This is a genomic window from Metabacillus litoralis (genome assembly GCF_003667825.1).
In the GTDB taxonomy this organism is placed as follows: Bacteria; Bacillota; Bacilli; order Bacillales; family Bacillaceae; genus Metabacillus; species Metabacillus litoralis_B.
Window position 1 is genome coordinate 4963811 of sequence record NZ_CP033043.1, and the last position, 20381, is coordinate 4984191.

Sequence of the window (20381 nt, forward strand, 5' to 3'; positions counted from 1 at the left end):
TAGTATTGAGGTAAGCGATAAGTAGAGTAAGTGAGGAGATCTATTGTTATATTTATAAGTATTCTTTCACTTGTTTATCATCTTTAATTAGGTGTTTATTATACCCGAGGATTTCTTGTAATAAAAGCATATCAAGCTCTTGGCTGCATTGAATCGTTTGGTCAGAATTAATCCCATATTTTTTGGCTGTTTTAATCAAGTGCTTTCTTTTTAGTTCAATTTCATTCGTGAACATATTTTTCTCCATCCTAGATTTAAGATTTTGTCGATCAAAATGTAACCAAGTGTCGTTTAGGACAAGCTTATTATACAACGGATTATCTTATAAAACTTAGATTCGCTAAAATAACAAAAAAGAATACAAAATTCTACAAGAAACAACAGACTTCCTTCTGAATTTTGTTTCTTTTAATAGAAGGTTGTACAATAAAAGTAGTATTATGCTGAAAGGAAGGGAACATTATGATTGATGCCCATCTCCATCTTGATCAATATGATTTAAATAAGCTGGAATTTCATATTGATATGTGGCAAAGCCATGGGATTGAAGGCGTTGTAGCGGTTGCTACAAATTTACAATCAAGCTATAAAACATTAGAGATAAAGCTTAAGTACCCTACATTTGTACGTGCTGCGATTGGCCATCATCCAGAAGCCCCTCCATCAACTAGTAAAGACCTAGCTGAACTTCTGAACTTAATAAAAAAGGAGAAAAACCACTTGTCAGGTATTGGTGAGATTGGTCTTCCAACCTATCAAAAGGGGTCTTTATATGAAGTGTATGGTCAAGAACCATTTTGCGAACAATTAGAAGCGTGTTTAGAAATAGCAAAATCAGTAGATCTTCCTGTTGCTTTACATGCTGTTCATAACGAGTCAGAGAGGGTGCTTTTACTATTGAAAAAGCATAAAATAAAGCAGGCACATTTTCATTGGTTAAAAGCCTCGAATAAAATTGTTCAAGATATAATCTCCTGTGGGTATTATATTTCTGTTACACCAGAGGTTTGCTATCGGGAACGGGACCAGCGTCTTGTCAAAATGATCCCAATTGATCAATTATTAATTGAAACGGATGGACCTTGGAAGCATGGTGACCTCTTTCAGCACCAAGACACAACTCCTCTCTTTTTAAAGGATATCGTGGACTCCTTATCGAATATACTTTCAATATCAACTGTAAACATAAATGAAATACTATTGGCAAATACTAAAAGGCTTTATAAGTGATTCTATAGTAGTGGAGGATTTTTATGAAATTTGTTTTAGCTACAATACATAGCGAACCATTTATTGGATTATTACATGGAGAAAAAATTATTGATTTAAACAAAGCGGAACAGGAAATATTTGAAATTACTTCATTCCCAAGATCACTATTGGAATGTGTAACTTTAGGAGAAAAGTTTGTTCAAGACGTAATCCAAATTGTTGATAAAATAAAGAATGCTGATGGACATGAAGGGTATGTATATTCATTTTCGGATGTTAAAATACAAGCACCTATTCCAAGACCAACAAAAAATATATTTTGTGTAGGAAAGAACTATCGAGAACACGCAATTGAAATGGGAAGTGAAGAGGACATACCAAAGCATCTTATGATGTTTTCAAAAGCTCCAACATCTGTAATTGGTCATGAAGATGAAATTGATCCTCATCTACATATTACAAGTGAGCTCGATTATGAAGGTGAGCTTGCGGTGGTCATTGGTAAAAAAGGAAAACAAATCAAAGAAGAAGAAGCAATGAATTATGTGTTTGGCTATACAATTTTAAACGACATTACTGCTCGAAATCTTCAATCACAGCACAAACAATTTTTAATTGGCAAAAGTTTAGACACCTCTTGTCCAATGGGGCCTTATTTAGTTCATAAGTCAGCTATAAAAGATCCTTATGACTTAAGCATTAAAACAAAAGTGAATAATGAAGTGAGACAAGATGGACATACAAAAGATATGATTTTTACAATCGAGAATATTATCTCAACTCTTTCTCAAGGAACAACACTTGAGCCAGGGGATATCATTGCAACAGGAACCCCAGCTGGTGTTGGAAAAGGATTTACCCCTCCGAAGTTTCTGAAGCCAGGAGATGTAGTTGAAATTGAAGTTGAAGATATTGGGATCTTGAGAAATAAAATCATGGGATAATACATGGAAAGGGAGCCGATCATAAGGCTTCTTTTTTAGTAGATTTTTATGAACAACAGCGTTTTCAAAAAAAAGACACAAGATAATGAATGTTTACAGCTCTTTCTTTAATATTCGTCTTAAATCATGCTAAAATAAGGTTGTCTTTAACTAAGGAGGAAAAATGATGACACATGCACACATTACTACATGGGTTGTAGCGATTATTCTTTTCTTTGTTGCACATTCTTTATTTAAGTCTGGAAAAGAAAAGCCATCAAAAATTGTTCATATGGTTTTACGCTTGTTTTACATTTTAATTGTGATTACAGGTGTTATTCTTGTTACTGGTGTGTATCAGTTAGATGGGGAATACATAGCTAAAATTGTTTTAGGAATCTGGACGATCGGTGCAATGGAGATGGTTCTGGTTAGATTGAAAAAGGGAAAACCAACAAGAGTTTTCTGGATTCAATTTGTAATTGTTCTACTTTTAACAATTGTATTAGGAATGCGTCTACCTTTAGGAATTTGGAGTTTTTCTTAAAGAGTAGCGGGATAGAAGGCTGTAGATAGACTCGACTGACCATCGAGCTGTCTGCAGTTTTTTTTGTTTGGTAAGAGATGAAGACCAATACAAGGGCAGGAGTACAAAGACATGGTCTTCATGCAAGAGGTGAAGACCAAAGCAAGGGGGAAATTTAGAAGAAATGGTCTTCATACAAGAGATGAAGACCAATGCAAGTGCGAAAATCAGAAGAAATGGTCTTCATACAGGAGATGAAGACCAATGCAAGTGCGAAAATCAGAAGAAATGGTCTTCATGCAAGAGATGAAGACTAATGCAAGGGCGAAATTTAGAAGAAATGGTCTTCATGCAAGAGATGAAGACTAATGCAAGGGGGAAAATCAGAAGAAATGGTCTTCATGCAAGAGATGAAGACTAATGCAAGTGCGAAAATCAGAAGAAATGGTCTTCGTACAAGAGATGAAGACCAATGCAAGGTCAAAAATCAGAAGAAATGGTCTTCATACAGGAGATGAATGAAGACCAAAGCAAGGTCAAAATTTAGAAGAAATGGTCTTCATACAAGAGATGAAGACCAATGCAAGTGCAAAAATCAGAAGAAATGGTCTTCATACAGGAGATGAAGAACAAAGCAAGGTCAAAATTTAGAAGAAATAGTCTTCATACAGGAGATGAAGACCATTGCAAGTGCAAAAATCAGAAGAAATGGTCTTCATACAAGAGATGAAGACCAATGCAAGGTCAAAAATCAGAAGAAGTGGTCTTCATTGCTGCTGCAAAAGGAGCCTACTCCAACAAAAGTGACCAACTTCATCTAAAACTTACTACAAACAAGTCGTCTTTCACCCAAACTTGTTGTTATTTCAAACCGATCTCCTGAATGGATGCCTCTTTCAAAGTGGTGTTGAATGGCGCAGATGGAATCTTCATTATCAAATTGAAAGAAAGAAACACCTTTTTTATTGACGCGATTTTCCATAAATAATAATTGATTATACGAATAAATACAGTCGTAAGGCGAAAAGCCAAGAGAGTTTAATTGTTTGATCAATCTGACAAATGTTTCATCTTGAAGTTCCTTTAACATTTCATCTAAAGCTAAAGGTAATTTTTTTCTTATCCGCACTGTATCACCATGATTTAATGATAGCGTTCCCATGTCAGTCTTGATCTTACCTAAGCCTATCCATCTCCCCTTTGTCCACCCGGATGGATTTAAAATTTCTAGATGAGAATTTTGAATCTCATCTAATAAATGAAGCTCATCACTCATATCATCATAAATGACATACTGATCATTTGTAATTTCGATCAGTCCAGTTAAATACGAACGTTTTTGATTTAATAGTAAGTCTGTTCGTTTAATTGGAAACATACATTTTACCTCCAAATCGTTGTTACACTTGTTGTTTTGAAAAACGTTGATATCATCGTTTTTGACAAAAATGAGGAAGTTTATGCATTTCTGCATTTTGCTTGGGACAATTCAACATTTGAAAAAGTGGGCATACAATGTCTACACCTATTAAGGTCACAGACGTTGGTGTGTATGAGATCATAATATAGATGAGGGAGATGAAGCTTTCATGTGCGGAATAACAGGTTGGGTAAATTTTAAAGGAAATATACGCACTGAGCAAGAAACGGTTAAGAAAATGGCAGAAACATTAGCAAAAAGAGGGCCAGATGACACGAACATTTGGGGAGAAGATCATGTACAATTTGGTCATAAACGACTAGTTGTCGTTGACCCTGCCGGTGGTATTCAACCAATGACGCGGACAAAAGAAGGAAACTCTTATACGATTTGCTATAACGGTGAGCTTTACAATACTGAGGATATTAGAAAAGAACTTCTTTCAAGAGGATACACATTTAAAGGGCATTCTGATACAGAGGTTTTGCTTCAATCCTATATTGAATGGGAAGAAGAATGTGTACATCGTTTAAACGGAATATTTGCTTTTGCGGTTTGGGATTCAAAGAAAGAAAAATTATTTATCGGTAGAGATCGCTTAGGAGTAAAACCTTTATTTTATAAAGAAGAGAACGGATCTATCTTATTTGCGTCAGAGCTGAAAGCAATTCTAGCTCATCCTTCTGTTTCGGCTAAACTTGATAAATCAGGTCTTTCTGAAATATTTGGTGTTGGACCTTCTAGAACTCCTGGTGTTGGAGTTTTTAAAGGAATTGATGAGCTGCGTCCAGCTCATGCCTTAGTTTATACAAAAAATGGCTTAAAGAAGTGGCGTTATTGGGATGTAGAAAGCAAACCACATGAAGATTCTGTTGAAGAAACAGCTGATAAGGTAAGATTTTTATTCACAGATGCTGTAAAACGTCAATTAGTATCAGATGTGCCATTATGTACGTTCCTTTCTGGCGGAGTTGACTCAAGTGCGATTACAGCTGTTGCTGCAGAACATTATAAAAAAGAAGGAAAAGGGCAACTTCATACTTATTCTATCGATTATGAAGATAATGAAAAATTCTTTAAAGCCAATGAGTTTCAACCAAACTCAGATGGTCCGTGGATAAAGAAAATGAGTGAGGCATTTAATACCAATCATCATCGCTGCGTAATTTCCCAACAGGAATTAGTCGATCATCTAATTGAAGCAACTTCTGTTCGTGACTTGCCTGGTATGGCAGATGTGGATTCATCCTTATTGTGGTTCTGTCGCGAAATTAAAAAAGACTTTGTTGTTGGATTGTCAGGTGAATGTGCAGATGAAATTTTTGGAGGGTATCCTTGGTTCCATCGCCCTGAGGATTTAGCAAATTCAGCATTTCCATGGATGCGTTCAACAGATGAGCGAGTGTCGTTATTAAAGCCTGAGTGGCAAGATAAATTAAATCTTAATGAATATGTTCAAGCTCGCTATCAAGAAACAGTTAACGAAACACCGCTGCTTGAAGGTGAATCAGAGGTTGAAGCGCAAAGACGTCAACTATTCTACTTAAATATGCATTGGTTCATGACAAATCTCTTAGATCGAAAAGATCGCATGAGTATGGGCGCCAGCTTAGAGGTTCGTGTTCCGTTTGCTGATCATCGTCTTGTTGAATATGTATGGAACATTCCTTGGGAAGTAAAAATGCATGGCGATCGCGAAAAAGGAATTTTACGAAAAGCGTTAGAGGGACTTCTTCCTAATGAGGTTCTTTACCGCAAGAAAAGTCCTTACCCGAAAACACATAATCCAGAGTATACAAGATTAGTAACAAACTGGTTGAAATCTTTAGTAAGCCAAAAAGATTCGATTTTACATGAGTTGTTAAATAAGCAAAAGCTTAATGATATTATCGAAACAGAGGGCAAAGCATTCCAGGTTCCTTGGTTCGGTCAATTAATGTCAGGTCCACAGCTCCTTGCTCATTTAGCACAAATTCATGTTTGGTTTGATAGCTATTCAATCGATATTGATGAAAGATAGAAGTGTTAGAGGAACTGTCCGGTAGGGGCAGTTCCTTTTTATTTACTTTAAAATGGCAGAGCATTTTATTCTGAGTTTCATATTTTAGTTATACATTGTTGAAAAAGGGAGCTCTCCTAAGCATTTACTTATTTTTTAGCTAGTTTAGTAGGAAGATACTGTATATAATGAAAAAATACAATGATGAACAGACGAGGTAGAAGTCAATGAACCAGGAATTGGTCATGTACATCCTGATTAGTGTTTTGGGTGGCTCAATAAGTATTTTTTTATGTGGTTATGGTTTAGTGAAAATAAAAGATGCTCCAGGTGGCAGATATTATGTTTTGGCAACATTTATGTGCGCTGTATTTGCGTTTGGCTATGCATTTGAGCTCGCGAGTACTACTTTGGAGCAAATGAAGATTTGGTTAAGAGTGGAATATTTGGCTTTGCCGTTTATTCCAGTATTTATTTTGCTTATGTGTTTTGACTATGTAGGAAAGAAGCTTAAGCAATGGGCTTACATTCTTTTATTTGGCATTCCGATTTTGACGATTACAATGCATTACACAAATGAATTTCATCATATTTATTACACATCTATGGATGTAAGAACAGATACTCCTTTTCCTGTACTACAACTTGAGGGTGGCCCCTGGTTCTATATTCACTCTATCTTTTTATACGTTTGTATTGTTATTAGTGTTGGGATACTTCTAATGCAGTTTCGGAAAGTAACACATAAATTTCGTTTGCAAACGAGCTTGATGATTGCTGGGTTATTAGTTCCTGTAATGGGAAGTGTTTTTTATATAACTGATACGAGTCCAAGTAATATTGATCTTGGACCAGTTTCAATGAGTATTACCTTTATTCTCCATGGTTTTGCATTGTTATCCTTCCAGATGTTTAACCTAGTACCAATTGCGAGAGAAACCGTGTTTGAAAGCATAGAAGAAGGGGTGATTGTCTTAAATCAACATGATGTGATTGTTGATTACAACTCAGCTATTGTTCCGGTTCTTCCATCGTTTGGTCCACATGCTATTGGAAAAGCTGTTAGAGATGTTCTGAACGATCACCCACTGCTTTTGGATCTCATTTTTGAAAAACAGGAAGGAGATTATCAGTTAAAAATTGGTGATGTAACGAACTATTTTTATATTAAGTTTTCTCCTGTCAAAACGAAGCAAAGTGCATTAATCGGGAAAATTATCACCTTAGTAAATGTAACAGAACGAGTAAATATGGAGAAAAAGTTAAAAGAGCTAGCAAGTATAGATGGATTAACAAAGATTTATAATCGAACCTATTTTCTGGATAAAGCAAGTGCTATGATAAAGGACTTGTCTGTGAGCGGTGGCTACCTATCTATTATTATGTTTGATATAGATCATTTTAAAATGATAAATGATCTATATGGACATGATGCTGGAGACCATGTTTTAATCGACGTCGCAGCATTAACAAAGGAGTATTTAAGGAATCAGGATTTGTTTGCACGCTACGGTGGGGAAGAGTTTATCATCTGCATGCCGGATACAACCGGCTTGGAAGCATATGAGTTAGTAGATAACTTACGAAAGAAAGTGTCGGAGTCTTTTACAACAGCTAGTAATAATAAGATTCATATAACATCTAGTTATGGAATATCAACTATTCTTTTAAATTCGGAGAAGGGAAATCTTACTATTCAAGAGCTCATGAGACAAGCTGACCAAGCTTTATATGCGGCAAAAAGGCACGGTAGAAATTGTGTGCAGGTGTATGAGATGGAAGGGCAGTATGTTTAATTGAAAACTATTTTCGAAATGCTCAGTGCTATTTTAGCCTGGGTATTTTTTGTTTGCTGATTGGATGAACGACAAACGGTTGGTGGGAAGAGCGGGTAGTGTCGTTCGTAAGGGGATGAACGACAAAAGGTTGGTGGAAAGAGCGGGCGGTGTCGTTCATAAGAGGGATGAACGACAAAAGGTTGGTGGAAAGATCGGACGGTGTCTTTCATAAGGGTGATGAACGACAAAAGGTTGGTGGAAAGAGCGGGCGGTGTCGTTCATAAGAGGGATGAATGACAAAAGGGTGATTGGAAACCTGCGCAAATGTCTTCATAAGGTGGATGAAGAACAAAATCAAGAAGGAAACCTGCGCAAATGGTCTTCATAAGGTGGATGAAGAACAAAATCAAGGAGGAAACCTGCGCAAATGGTCTTCATAAGGTGGATGAAGACCAAAATCCAGAAGGAAACCGTTCCAAATGGTCATCATAAGACGGATGGAGACCAAAATCAAGAAGGAAACCGTTCCAAATGGTCATCATATGACGGATGAAGACCAAAATCCAGACATAACCCTGCGCAAATGGTCATCATAAGACGGATGAAGACCAAAACCCAGAAGGAAACCGTTCCAAATGGTCATCATCAGGCGAATGAAGACCAAAACCCAGACGAAAACATGCCACAACATTCTTCATAAACCTGATAAACGACAAAGCATTACTTGAAAGTACTCAAAATGTCGTTCATGATCATCCAAATCCAAACAAGACAAAAAAAGCAGCCCAAATTGGACTGCCATTCCCATATTATTGACTTTCCTCATGAAACCGCAGCATGTTGAGAAAAGCGTTTCGTCATCCATGCTCTGGATTTCCAGCGATAGAGCATAATAATACCTCGTACCCATTCGTCAGCGATAAAGGCAATCCAGACACCGACGAGCCCTAGATCAAAATGAATGCCGAGGATATAAGCAATTGGTACGGCGACTCCCCACATCGACAGTATTCCTACGTAGGTTGGAAAGCGGATATCACCCGTAGCCCGTAATGAGCTGATGATAATCATATTAAAGGCTCTGCCTGGTTCAAGAATGATGGTTAGGAGGATCAGGATCCCACCGACTTCAAGTATACGTTCATTGGAGGAGAAAATACCTAGTAAACGATCAGAGAAGAGCGAGAAGATTACGGCCATAAGCGTAGAGATAATGATTCCAGAATATAGGCTTTGTAAGCATCTTTTATATGCAGCTTCATAATCTTTTGCCCCAATCATGTACCCAACTAGAATTTGTGTACCTTGGCTAACGGCTAAGCTGAATAATAGAATAAGCATCATCAGATTTTGAGCATAGACCTTTGTGGTTAAAGCTTCGGTCCCAATCATTGTAATGAAGACTGTAATAACCATTTGCGACGTATTGTAAGAAAGTTGCTCACCAGCTGTAGGAACCCCAATATGAAGCAGATTTTTAAGATGGTGTACCGGAAGCTTAAAGAGCTCTTTTAAGTTAAGGGTAAAGTGAACACGCTTCTTTAAAATATAGAGGATGACAAAAAGGCCGATGATCCTTGAAACAACTGTGGATATAGCAACCCCTTGAACACCTAGTACCGGAAATCCGAATGGACCAAAAATAAAGAAATAGTTCCCGATAATGTTAAGCAGGTTCATGCCGATTGTTAAATACATAGTGTCTTTTGTATAGCCATAGCTTTTAAGAATAGCTCCTGATGTCATGATTAATGCTTGCACAAAGGAAAAGCCTCCAACAAGCTGTAAATAAATCGTAGCATCCGGCATTAGTTCTGGTGGTAAGTTCATCAATTGTAGGATGTCTTCACTTGCGATGACAATGACAACACTAATCAGAATACTAAATAATAGATTGGCAGAAAGAGAAACCGTTGATACCTCTTTGGCATCTTTATAATTAGTACCACCTATATATTGAGCAACAAGTATAGTTGTACCTGTTGCAATAAATCCAAACATGACGATTAATAGAAATAAAATTTGGTTGGAAACTCCAACAGCAGCTACTGAGTTATCAGAGTATTGACTAAGCATCAATGTATCAGCATTTCCCATTAACATATGCAGAAGAGTCTCAATGAAAATTGGCCATGTTAGTGCAAATAATGTGATTTTACGACCTTGTCTTTCAAATGCCATTTTGTTCAACTCCTTTACATTGCTTTGATAATACTTAATAAGTTTACAAACATTGCAGTATAATAGAAAGAGAGAATAGCGATATATTTTGGATAAATACGACCTAAAGGAGAATTTGTGATGTCTCATATTGAGTTTTTTGCACCGCCTTCTCCCACTTTTATTCAGGGGGGAATTGCTATTTTTGAAGAAGGCAAAAAGCATTTTCGAAGAGTTTTTACTGTATTTGATTTGATTTATGTAAAATCTGGTGAATTATTTATAACAGAAGATGAAATTCCTTACATAGTAAGAAAAGGACAATATATTCTTTTAGTTCCTGGTTTTGAACATTATGGTCATAAAGGCAGCTCAATGAGGACAGAGTACTATTGGCTACATTTTGCCATTCCAACGCATTATGAGCTTGTGGACGAGGGGATTACGAATTGGGCGGATATTCACATTTCAAAGGGAGATCATGAGACACCACCAACTTATAAATTCTCTATACCTTGCTTAGGGGAAATTGAGAATACAAATTTTTTAGAAACGATTTTTCTTAATATTTTAAATGTGGATCATCAAACACCGGATTATCAGCTAAGACAGCAGCTGCACTTCCATGAATTTTTATTATATTTACAAAAGGAAGCATGCAAAATTCCAACAGCAGCTGAGAAGGTTGTGGACGGAGCTGTTAATTATATACAAGAGCATTATAAAGAAGAGGTGAAAATGGAGGACATCGCAGCTGCTCTTCACTTTCACCCGGATTATGTAACGCGTTGTATGCAAAAAATCGTCGGTGAAACTCCGAATATGTATTTAAACAAATACCGAATGAATCAAGCAAAAAAACTATTAGCAACAACTGATGATAAAATTGCCAACATAGCAAAAGAAGTAGGAATTGAGGACTCCACTTATTTTTCAAAGCTTTTCAAAAGGATGGAGGGAACCAGTCCAATTGAGTATCGAAAAATGATTCTTAGAAGGTAAAGAGGAAAAGGGAAACCTGATTTCCCTTTTCTACTCAATTAGCAATAGGGCAAACTCATTAGCATTGAGTGTTATTGATAACTCGTTTGAATGAGCGGCATATTCTTCTTCGTTCCAAAGATCATGAATGGTGCGATCCTTCAATTTAACGGGCAATGGAAGGGTTTGTATTTGTGATGAAAGATTTATGATGATCAAAACTAACTGCTTATTATTTTCTCTTTGATAACAAAGGACATTAGTTGATTCGTCAGCCATTAATATCGAGAATGCTCCGTCATTTGCAAGGACAGGATAAGAGTTACGGAGCTTGATGAGTTTCTTCATAAATGAAAGCATATCACTGTCTTGCTGATCATCATGCCATACCATACAGCCTCTGCATCCGGGATCTTGTTCACCAGATAGGCCGATTTCATCACCGTAGTAAATAGACGGAGAACCATAAAAGCTAAATTGAAAAACGCTTAATAATTTGACTCGTTGTTTGTTCATTCTAGCAAGATTTAAAATTCGCGGAGTATCATGACTTCCGACCATATTAAAGGAGAATGGATAAACAGGTTGTGGATATTGATGTAAATACCTTTGTAGTTCGTCTGAAAATTGCTTTGCATTTAGATCATCAAAGGCAAAAAAACGATGCAATAAATTTGAGAGCGGATAGTTCATTACAGCATCAAACATATCTCCTTCAAGCCATGGCATCGCATCATGCCAAACCTCTCCAACAAGATAAACGTCTTTATTGATTGACTTTATCGCCTGGCGAAACTCTCTCCAAAACTGATGATCAATTTCGTTTGCAACATCTAATCTCCATCCGTCAATATGACATTCTTTTATCCAATACTGACCAACTTCTATTAGATATTTTTTCACATCCGGGTGCTGTGTGTTTAATTTTGGCATCGACCTTTCAAAAGAGAAGGTTTCATAAAGAATCTCTCCAGATTCTTTAATAGATACATGAAACCAGTCCTTGTATGAAGAATTTTGACCATTTTGAAGCACATCCTGAAACGGTGGAAAGTTTTTTCCGCAATGATTAAACACAGCATCAAGCATGACCTTTATGCCTTTATCATGACAAGAAGTAACAAGCTTTTTAAGCGTTTTTTTATCTCCGAATTGTGGATCAATTTCAAAATAATCAATTGTGTCATATTTATGATTAGAATGTGCTTTGAAAATTGGCGTAAAGTAGATTCCTGTTATGCCTAACTCAACTAGGTAATCTAAATGTTCTATGACTCCTTCTAAATCTCCGCCGAATAGAGTAGTTGGTGTAGGTTCAGTGCTATTCCATGGGAGCGTACCTTTTGGATCATTATGAACATTTCCGTTTGCAAACCGGTCAGGAAAAATTTGATACCAAACTGTATTTTTTACCCAATCAGGTGCTGCAAACACGTCGGATTGATGATAATAAGGAAGGCAAAAATAGGCTGAAAAGTCTTCATGAACTGTATCGTAAATTCCTTTCTCTGTAAAAAATAGCTCTTCGTCACCGCTTTTAATATGAAACGCATATCGTAATCGCTGTTGTGGAGGAGAGATAGCAATGAACCAATAATCAAAAAGGCCATCACTTCCACTAATACTCATCTCCATAGTTGTGTGAACCCAATGGTTTTCATGAAACTCAAAGGGATCACCATATACAACAGTTACAGAGCTTATATCTTGAGCTTTTGTTCGGAGCTGAATATGAAAAGTTCCATCAGAATTAGGATAAGCAAATTGATCTCTTGAACGATGATAAATGGCTTCTTTTTGCATGGATACCTCCTTAGTAGCTTTTTGTATTACTAAGCTTCTTCAAAACACATAAACGATATTCACTGAAGAATCATTTTGAAGAAGAAGATCATTTACATTTGACGGTCGGTTGCCTGAAGCGATATTCTTAAGAACGTAGTGATATAAGAAAGTAGGAGGAACGGAACAAAATGCGTAGACAAGCTTTAAAACTTTTCCTCATTCCGTTTCTTCTTTTTTATGCCTTCCCTGTGAGCGCAGCTGAAAAAGAAGAAAAGGCATGGCAGGAAGAGATTGCCTATTATGTAGTTGTTGATCGCTTTAATAATGCAGACCCGAATAATGATGGAGATGACCTGAATTTTGAGGATCCTGCAGCATACCATGGTGGCGATATTGAAGGAATTCTAAAAAAAATAGATTATCTTCATGACATGGGATTTACCACCCTGATTTTATCACCAGTGTTTAAAGAAAATGAGAACTCAGAAGTAAAGCAGATTGATGAGCATGCTGGAACAGTTGAAGATGTAAAGAAACTCGTTGATGAAGCTCATAAACTTAACATGAAAATTATGCTAGATTATGGACAGAAAAATGAAGATATGATCTCAACTGCAACTTCATGGATGCAAGAAACAGGGATAGATGGGTACTACATCAAACAAGCTGATGAAGTGAATCAGGAAGTTTGGCAGGAATTTCATCAAAAACTAAAAGAAATTAATGAAGAGTATTATTTGGTAGGAACTGTAAAAGAGCATAATTCAGATGTTATCTCTGCTTATATGGAATCCGGTTTTGATTCGTTGCTGAATATTCCCTTTTATGAAGCAGCTACCCAAGCATTTGCTAATGTTGATCAATCATTAAAACCTGTTACAGAAGTTACAGAACAATCATCACCTCTACTTAGCACATATGTTGATAGCGATGAAACCGTTCGTTTTACAAGACATGCCATTCAAAATAACCAACATCCTGGTGTAAGGTTGAAGATGGCCTTTGCTTATATGTATTCCACTCCTGGAACACCAATTGTGTACTATGGCTCTGAGATTGCTGTTGACGGAGGAGAACCGCCTACGAACCGACCGTTAATGAACTTTCAATCAGATGAAGAATTAATTGATTATCTTGAAAAGCTTGCGATTGTCAGAAAAACTCTACCTTCTTTAACAAAAGGTGACTATGAGTTGCTGTATGAAAAAGATGGAATGATTATTTTTAAGCGAATGTATGAAGAAGAAACAGTCGTAGTTGCTATTAATAATTCAACAGAATCACAGAAAGTAAAAATTTCTGATGATCAAATAGCAGAGGATAAAAAGCTTCAAGGGCTTCTAACTGGAGATACGTTTGAAGAGGAAAACAATGAATACGAGTTTATCATTGATAGAGAGATTGCCGAAATATACGAAATAAAAGAAAAAACCGGTTTAAATATTCCGTTTATTAGTGTGTTTATTATTGTACCAACACTATTTATCATCTTTTTAGTTTTGGCTAAAAAGCGTGGGAAGAAGAAGTAAAAGGTAAGGAATCGTAAGAGGTTCGGTTTCCAAATACATAGCTAAATTAGCATATAATTAGCAGTCAACGATAGTTTAAACATACTAACATTAGTAGCACAAACCAAGGCCATGGTTTGTGCTACTATTTTTTTATAGTAGAAGTGAAGGAAGGTCGATCCGCTTATGGGACCATGTTAGAGTCCGTATTTTAAACCGGCCAACTTCACACCCTTGTTTGAATCAGTTTAGTATGTTGGGTCCTAGAGATCGTGTATAAGAAAATGGAATCGTTAAGGTACTGTGAAGGCTTCTATGATTGGTTATAAAAGGAGAATATTTATATGAAACATGTCATCGCTCTTGATGTAAGTAAAGGGAAAAGTACCATTGCCATTTATGATGGCTATAGACAATGTGAATTTGAAGGGGAATTGTATCATACACGCATTGATTTTGAGCAGCTACACCTTCGTATTAAGGAAATAACAGCTCTTGATGGACAAGCTCCTGAAATCGTATTTGAGGCGACGGGTGTCTATTCAAAATCAGTTGAGAAGTTTCTACGGGATCACGGACATACTTACTGTCGCATGAACCCTCTTGAAGCGAACCTACAAATGGCTTCAATGCGTCGACACAAAACCGATATTAGCGATGCCCATGAGTTAGCGAAAACCCACATTAAATTGGAACGTGAAACGACGTATGTGCAGAATGATTATTATGAACAGATGCGGGCGATTACTCGTTATTATGACGAAATTGAAGAAGAACTTATTCTTTTACGCAATCGTATGCATGCCATTTTACATGTTTCATTTCCAGAGTTGGAACGACTTATTTCACCGAGTTCAGCACTATTTTTAAATTTTGTGCAATTGTATCCACACCCAGCACTATTATTAGCTCATTCAAAGACAATTATTAAAAATCGTTTAAAAAGCAATACACGTAAAAAACTTTCACTAGAACGTGCAGAGAAAAAAGCCATCGTGTTATTAGAAGCTGCGAAAAATTCATATCCTGCCATTGAACCAACGGATATTCGTTGTAATCAAGTACGCGATTACGCCCGACGTATTGCGGATTTAATGGAAAAGAAAGACCAGCTTGTGAAACAAATGGTTATGATGTCTGAAGGAAGAATGGAATATACCGTATTACGCTCTTTTCCGGGGATTGGTGATACAACAGCGTGCAGACTTATTGGCGAACTAGGTGATATTCGCCGATTTAAAAACGCGAAACAACTGAACGCTTACGTTGGCATCGATATTATGCGCTATCAATCTGGTAATACACAATACCGTGATCGTATTAATAAACGAGGAAATAAGAAGCTACGGAAGATTTTATTTTTTATGATTTGTACGATGCTTATGGCAAAAGGAAAACCTAATCATTTAGTAGACTATTATTACAAATTAAAAACGCAACCTCAGAGAAAGCCTCATAAGGTCGCGATTGTGGCGTGTATCAATAAGTTTCTGAAAGTGACGTTTCAGTTACTGACACACGGCATACTTTACGATTATGAGTCCGCACTACCAGCTCAGAAATCGTAGCCAAGTTTATATTCACTATAGCACACTGACCTTTCGAAAAAAAGAATATCGTGAGGTCTTTTTGTCATGGGAAAATTTAGATGTATTTGGGAGGGGTACCCCTCCCAAATACATCTAATAAAAAAATATAAACGAATTAACTGAAATACGCTTGACTAATCGTAAGAAATAAGCGGAGTTTTTCCGTTTAGACTGAAGTATGGAGATCGGTTTGGGGGATTTAAGCGAAGTTTTTCCGGTTAAGTAAAGGAAAATGGTCCAATTTCATCTTTTTTGATTAAATAGGCGGAATCTTTCCATCTATTTCATCTTTTTTTTGTGCTATTTCCTCAATAAGAGGAGTTTCTCCGCTTATTTTAGTAGCTATTTCCTGGCGATTTTTAAAATTTGCAAATCGCTTAATTGGGTTATTTTGGTATAAAAATGCTTGGAGAATATATATGTCTCCAAGCATTTTTATTTGCTTATTTACTTGCCAAATTGCGTGCGAATTACTATACGAAAGGCAATGTTAATTCGTAATTTGTACTTCAGCCTTTTTAATTAATTACCCATTAACAATTTTCCCACCATTAACATGGATCATTTGACCAGACATGTAGGAAGAATCGTCACTTGCTAAAAATACATAAGCAGGAGCAAGTTCCTCAGGTTGGCCTGGTCGCTTCATTGGTACGTTTGAGCCAAATGTTGCAACCTGATCAGCAGGGAAGGTTGAAGGAATGAGTGGCGTCCAAATAGGACCTGGTGCAACACCATTTACTCTAATTCCTTTTCCTGCAAGTGAAAGTGCAAGTGATCTTGTAAAGGTCGTAATTGCACCTTTTGTGGCAGAATAATCAAGAAGCTGTTCATTTCCTGCGTATGCCGTTACAGAAGAGGTGTTAACAATTGCACTGCCTTTCTTTAAATGAGGAAGTGCAGCTTTTGTTAAATAGAAAAACGAGAAAATATTTGTTTTAAATGTTCTTTCTAATTGTTCGCTTGTTATATCTTCAATGCTTTTTTGTGGATGTTGTTCAGCTGCATTATTAACCACAATGTCGAGTTGTCCAAATGTATCCATTGTTTTTGAAACAATTTGCTGACAAACAGACTCATCTCCGATATCACCTGCTACAAGTAAGCATTTTTGACCTTGTGCTTCAACATGCTTTTGCGTTTCTTCTGCATCTTTTTGTTCATTTAAGTAAGAAATCACAACATTTGCACCTTCTTTTGCAAAAAACACGGCAACAGCTCGTCCAATCCCGCTATCTCCACCAGTGATGATCGCTACTTTATTTTTCAGTTTGCCACTTCCTGTATAAGAAGTATCATCAAATTTTGGTTGTGGATTCATCATATCCTCATGACCAGGTTGCACATCCTGATGCTGTGGTGGCATTGTTTGCTTTTGTTGATTTTGATTATTGCTCAAATAAATTACCTCCTCATCTTTTATCCTGTCATATTATGTGAAGAAAGCTGAAAAGTATGTTGTTGAAGTGGTATTGATATTCCCGATTAGAAAAGAAGGTAAACAAAATAAAAAGAAACCTTCATCAGGTTTCTAAAGCATCATATTAAATTTGCGCGCATTTTTAGGAGGATTTTTCTAAGCTGATCGAGCTCTTCGGTGGTGATATTTTGACATACAAGAGTGTTAAACTGTTCAGCAATTGGAATAATATGCTTTTTAAGCTTGAGTCCACTATCAGTTAAATATAACCGTTGAACTCGGCGGTCATTTGGACACATTCTTCTTTTTATAAAGCCTTTTTGTTCAAGGCCGTATGACATTCTTGCAATGTTGGTTTTATCTTTATTCAACTTGGTTGCAATTTCATTTTGACTACGTCCGTCATGTTCCCAAAGTAGCATCATAATTAAGTTTTGCTCGGGAGCAATATTAAAGGGTGATAATTTATTTTTAACATAACTGGTTAATTCCAAGTCAGTTTGGTGAATGAAAATACTAATATAGTCGTTTAAAGAAAGTGTCATTTATACGGCTCCTATAATTTACTAAATATGTCTATTCATAAGTTTAGAGTTATAGCACGATCTTGTCAATTTGATGAGGAAAATGATCAAGTACTGAGGATAATGAATGAAAAATAATCACTTAACAAATAATCTGAGGAAAGGAGGTTATTATGACTCAAAATGTTCGATTAACTGGGCCTGAGATTACTGCACTTTGGGGTCAATATATGAATGATAGTATGTCGGTTTGTGTTTTAACTTATTTTATTAAGACGGTAAAGGACGACGAAGTAAAATCAATCCTAGAATTTGCATTGAACTTATCCAAAACACATGTGGAAAAAGTGAAGGAATTATTAAAAAAGGAAGAGTATCCTATACCAAAAGGATTTACAGAGGAAGATATTAACCTTAATGCACCACCATTGTTTTCAAATAACTTCATGATGCAGTATCTCTACGTGATGACCCTCCATGGAATGAATAGCTATTCACTAGCGGTTGGAACATCGGTGAGAGCTGACCAAAGAGAATATTTCATAAAATGTAATCAAGAGGCTACAACTTTATATGATAAAATAATTGAATTAATGCTACATAAAGGTGTATTTAGTCGACCACCATACATTAATGCTCCGCATGAAACAGATGTTGTGGATAAGCAAAATTATTTGGGTGGCTGGTTTACAAAAAAGAGACCTTTAAACGGAATTGAAGTAGGAAATATTTATTACAATATGCAAAAAACGATTGTGAAAATTGATTTAGAAATTGGTTTTAGCCAAGTTTGTCACTCAAAAGAAGTAAGAGAATATTTTCAAAGAGGGGCAAATATATGTAAAAAGCATATTGATGTTTTCACGCAAATTTTAACAGAAGATAATTTGCCATCACCAAGAAATTGGACGTCTGAAGTATCTAATACCACTGTCTCTCCATTTTCTGACAAACTTATGCTGTTCCATATCGTGTCATTAGTTTCAGTAACAGTAGGCTATTATGGTACCGCCTTATCAACTTGCCAAAGAAAAGACGTTATTTTAAAATACATGAGATTACTTGCAGAGATAGGGATTTATGCTGAAGATGGGGCGAATATATTAATAAAAAACGGTTGGTTTGAACAACCTCCATCTATAGATGACCGAGCTGCTTTAGCTAGGAAAAAGTAAATGAAAAAGCGAGCAGTAATGTGCTCGCTTTTTTTGCATATGCATGGGTTTTTCTTTTTTATTCTTAAATGAAAGAAGGAACATTCATTCTGTATGTTAGTTTTGAAACTTCTCTACTAATCGTGAATAGTCCTCTATAAAACCTAATCAATAAGTTTATGATCATGCTAAGAATCGTCAAAGAAATCCCTCCGCACCGCAGTTTTGTGTTACTTATCTAACACTTACTTAGTATTTATCTTTTTCAAGTGTTATATTCCAGATCAAAAATGGCTTGATTAGAATTGAGTAGCAACAGATGCAGCTTTTTGAATACCAGCTTCAATAATTTCGCTCGTACGGTCAGGGAATTGGTTATGACCTTCAACTATTACGTCTGTTGTTTCTTTAATACCAAAGAAATCTAAAAGTGTTTTTACATAGTTGACCGACATTTCTTTTGACGCAGCAGGACCTTCAGAATAAACGCCACCACGTGCATTTAAAAGGACAACTTTTTTATCAGCTAATAATCCCACTGGACCTTCTGCTGTATATTTGAATGTTGTTCCTGCTTGACATAAGTAATCCATGTACGTGTGAAGAACAGCAGGAACTGAGAAGTTCCAAAGTGGGAAGGCGAAAACAACTTTATCTGCTGCAAGGAATTGATCCAAATATTTTTGAACTGTATTTGCTGCAAGTTCTTCTTCAGATGTTAATTCCATTCCTTTACCACGTTTGAACATTCCGTTAATCATGTCTACTCCATAGTAAGGTAAGTTTTCTTGGAAAAGATCAAGCTCTGTAACTGTATCTTCAGGATGAGATTCTTTATAGCTTTGTAAAAAAGCCTCATATAATTGAACACTTACAGCCTGTTCAGTAGGGCGTGAATTTGCTTTAATAAATAATACGTTTGACATAATAATTCCTCCTAATATATTTACGTAAAGATGTTGCTATAGCAACTGTTTTGTGATAAATATCAACCATTACTTAGGTATTTATTAATATAAGAATAGTTGTTGTGCATACTAAATAACATAGTTGATTCTAATCAATTAAGAAAGATGTGTCAAATAATAAGTTTTTATAAAAATATCTTAATTGTATTAGGGTTAAGAAGCTTGCTAGTTACCCCTTCAATGGGGAGTAATTTTTTGTATAGACCAAGTATATCTTTTTAGTATTTAATTGTGGTCGGTCAAAAGGATGAGTTTTTCTAGCAAAAAAGTCTTAAATCAATAGAAGTTGCAAAAATATGGGGAAAGTTTCATATAAGATAATAATGGCTGCGAAATAGATAGTTGTAATAGCAAAAATAGCGTGTGAAGTTGCAAGAAAGTAGTGTGATCAGTTAAAGATGGTCAAAATTTGTACGAAATAAACTCCGGAAATT

General features: G+C 36.1%; 16 protein-coding genes. 9 read left to right on the forward strand and 7 right to left on the reverse strand.

Annotated elements, in window-relative coordinates; genetic code table 11:
- Positions 1-52 precede the first annotated feature (52 nt).
- Positions 53-235 carry an aspartyl-phosphate phosphatase Spo0E family protein gene (locus D9842_RS24315; protein WP_121664682.1) on the reverse strand — a complete coding sequence of 61 codons (183 nt, stop codon included), beginning with the start codon at positions 233-235 and terminating at the stop codon, positions 53-55.
- A 227-nt stretch (positions 236-462) separates the two neighbouring features.
- Here D9842_RS24315 and D9842_RS24320 point away from each other — a divergent pair, with 227 nt between their 5' ends.
- The 3 genes from D9842_RS24320 to D9842_RS24330 all read left to right on the forward strand — a co-directional run bounded on the left by D9842_RS24320 (position 463) and on the right by D9842_RS24330 (position 2682).
- Entirely contained in the window at positions 463-1230 is a 768-nt protein-coding gene (locus tag D9842_RS24320; RefSeq protein WP_121664683.1) for a TatD family hydrolase, read from the forward strand.
- A 23-nt stretch (positions 1231-1253) separates the two neighbouring features.
- Positions 1254-2156: a fumarylacetoacetate hydrolase family protein gene (locus D9842_RS24325; protein ID WP_121664684.1), complete on the forward strand. Its 903-nt coding sequence runs from the start codon at positions 1254-1256 to the stop codon at positions 2154-2156.
- 166 nt (positions 2157-2322) lie between these two features.
- Complete coding sequence (locus tag D9842_RS24330) at positions 2323-2682, forward strand: YisL family protein (RefSeq protein WP_121664685.1); 360 nt, start codon at positions 2323-2325, stop codon at positions 2680-2682.
- Positions 2683-3478: 796 nt separating this feature from the next.
- Here the strand turns inward: D9842_RS24330 and D9842_RS24335 are convergent.
- Positions 3479-4039: a DUF2777 family protein gene (locus D9842_RS24335; RefSeq protein ID WP_162987553.1), complete on the reverse strand. Its 561-nt coding sequence runs from the start codon at positions 4037-4039 to the stop codon at positions 3479-3481.
- Between the two features lie 211 nt (positions 4040-4250).
- Here D9842_RS24335 and asnB point away from each other — a divergent pair, with 211 nt between their 5' ends.
- Complete coding sequence (asnB, locus tag D9842_RS24340; protein ID WP_121664687.1) at positions 4251-6101, forward strand: asparagine synthase (glutamine-hydrolyzing); 1851 nt, start codon at positions 4251-4253, stop codon at positions 6099-6101.
- Positions 6102-6307: 206 nt separating this feature from the next.
- Positions 6308-7876, forward strand: coding sequence for a histidine kinase N-terminal 7TM domain-containing diguanylate cyclase (locus D9842_RS24345; protein WP_121664688.1), 1569 nt, complete (start codon positions 6308-6310; stop codon positions 7874-7876).
- 804 nt (positions 7877-8680) lie between these two features.
- Here D9842_RS24345 and D9842_RS24350 read toward each other — a convergent pair.
- Positions 8681-10039, reverse strand: coding sequence for an MATE family efflux transporter (locus D9842_RS24350; RefSeq protein ID WP_121664689.1), 1359 nt, complete (start codon positions 10037-10039; stop codon positions 8681-8683).
- 120 nt (positions 10040-10159) lie between these two features.
- Here D9842_RS24350 and D9842_RS24355 point away from each other — a divergent pair, with 120 nt between their 5' ends.
- Positions 10160-11020: a helix-turn-helix transcriptional regulator gene (locus tag D9842_RS24355; RefSeq protein WP_121664690.1), complete on the forward strand. Its 861-nt coding sequence runs from the start codon at positions 10160-10162 to the stop codon at positions 11018-11020.
- Positions 11021-11050: 30 nt separating this feature from the next.
- Here the strand turns inward: D9842_RS24355 and D9842_RS24360 are convergent, their stop codons facing one another.
- Positions 11051-12802: an alpha-glycosidase gene (locus D9842_RS24360; protein WP_121664691.1), complete on the reverse strand. Its 1752-nt coding sequence runs from the start codon at positions 12800-12802 to the stop codon at positions 11051-11053.
- Between the two features lie 170 nt (positions 12803-12972).
- On the opposite strand from D9842_RS24360, the gene D9842_RS24365 reads away from it, so the two are divergent.
- Together D9842_RS24365 and D9842_RS24370 are read left to right on the forward strand one after the other, a co-directional pair.
- The gene (locus tag D9842_RS24365; RefSeq protein WP_121664692.1) at positions 12973-14313 is read left to right on the forward strand and encodes an alpha-amylase family glycosyl hydrolase; all 1341 of its coding nucleotides are present in this window, start codon (positions 12973-12975) and stop codon (positions 14311-14313) included.
- A gap of 323 nt (positions 14314-14636) precedes the next feature.
- The gene (locus D9842_RS24370; RefSeq protein WP_121661125.1) at positions 14637-15860 is read left to right on the forward strand and encodes an IS110 family RNA-guided transposase; all 1224 of its coding nucleotides are present in this window, start codon (positions 14637-14639) and stop codon (positions 15858-15860) included.
- Between the two features lie 547 nt (positions 15861-16407).
- Here the strand turns inward: D9842_RS24370 and D9842_RS24375 are convergent.
- The gene (locus D9842_RS24375) at positions 16408-17280 is read right to left on the reverse strand and encodes an SDR family oxidoreductase (protein ID WP_121664693.1); all 873 of its coding nucleotides are present in this window, start codon (positions 17278-17280) and stop codon (positions 16408-16410) included.
- Positions 17281-17420: 140 nt separating this feature from the next.
- Positions 17421-17846: a MarR family winged helix-turn-helix transcriptional regulator gene (locus D9842_RS24380; RefSeq protein ID WP_121664694.1), complete on the reverse strand. Its 426-nt coding sequence runs from the start codon at positions 17844-17846 to the stop codon at positions 17421-17423.
- A 152-nt stretch (positions 17847-17998) separates the two neighbouring features.
- Here D9842_RS24380 and D9842_RS24385 point away from each other — a divergent pair, with 152 nt between their 5' ends.
- Entirely contained in the window at positions 17999-19000 is a 1002-nt protein-coding gene (locus D9842_RS24385; protein ID WP_121664695.1) for a DUF3231 family protein, read from the forward strand.
- A gap of 278 nt (positions 19001-19278) precedes the next feature.
- Here D9842_RS24385 and D9842_RS24390 read toward each other — a convergent pair whose 3' ends face one another.
- Complete coding sequence (locus D9842_RS24390) at positions 19279-19905, reverse strand: FMN-dependent NADH-azoreductase (RefSeq protein WP_121664696.1); 627 nt, start codon at positions 19903-19905, stop codon at positions 19279-19281.
- Positions 19906-20381 lie beyond the last annotated feature (476 nt).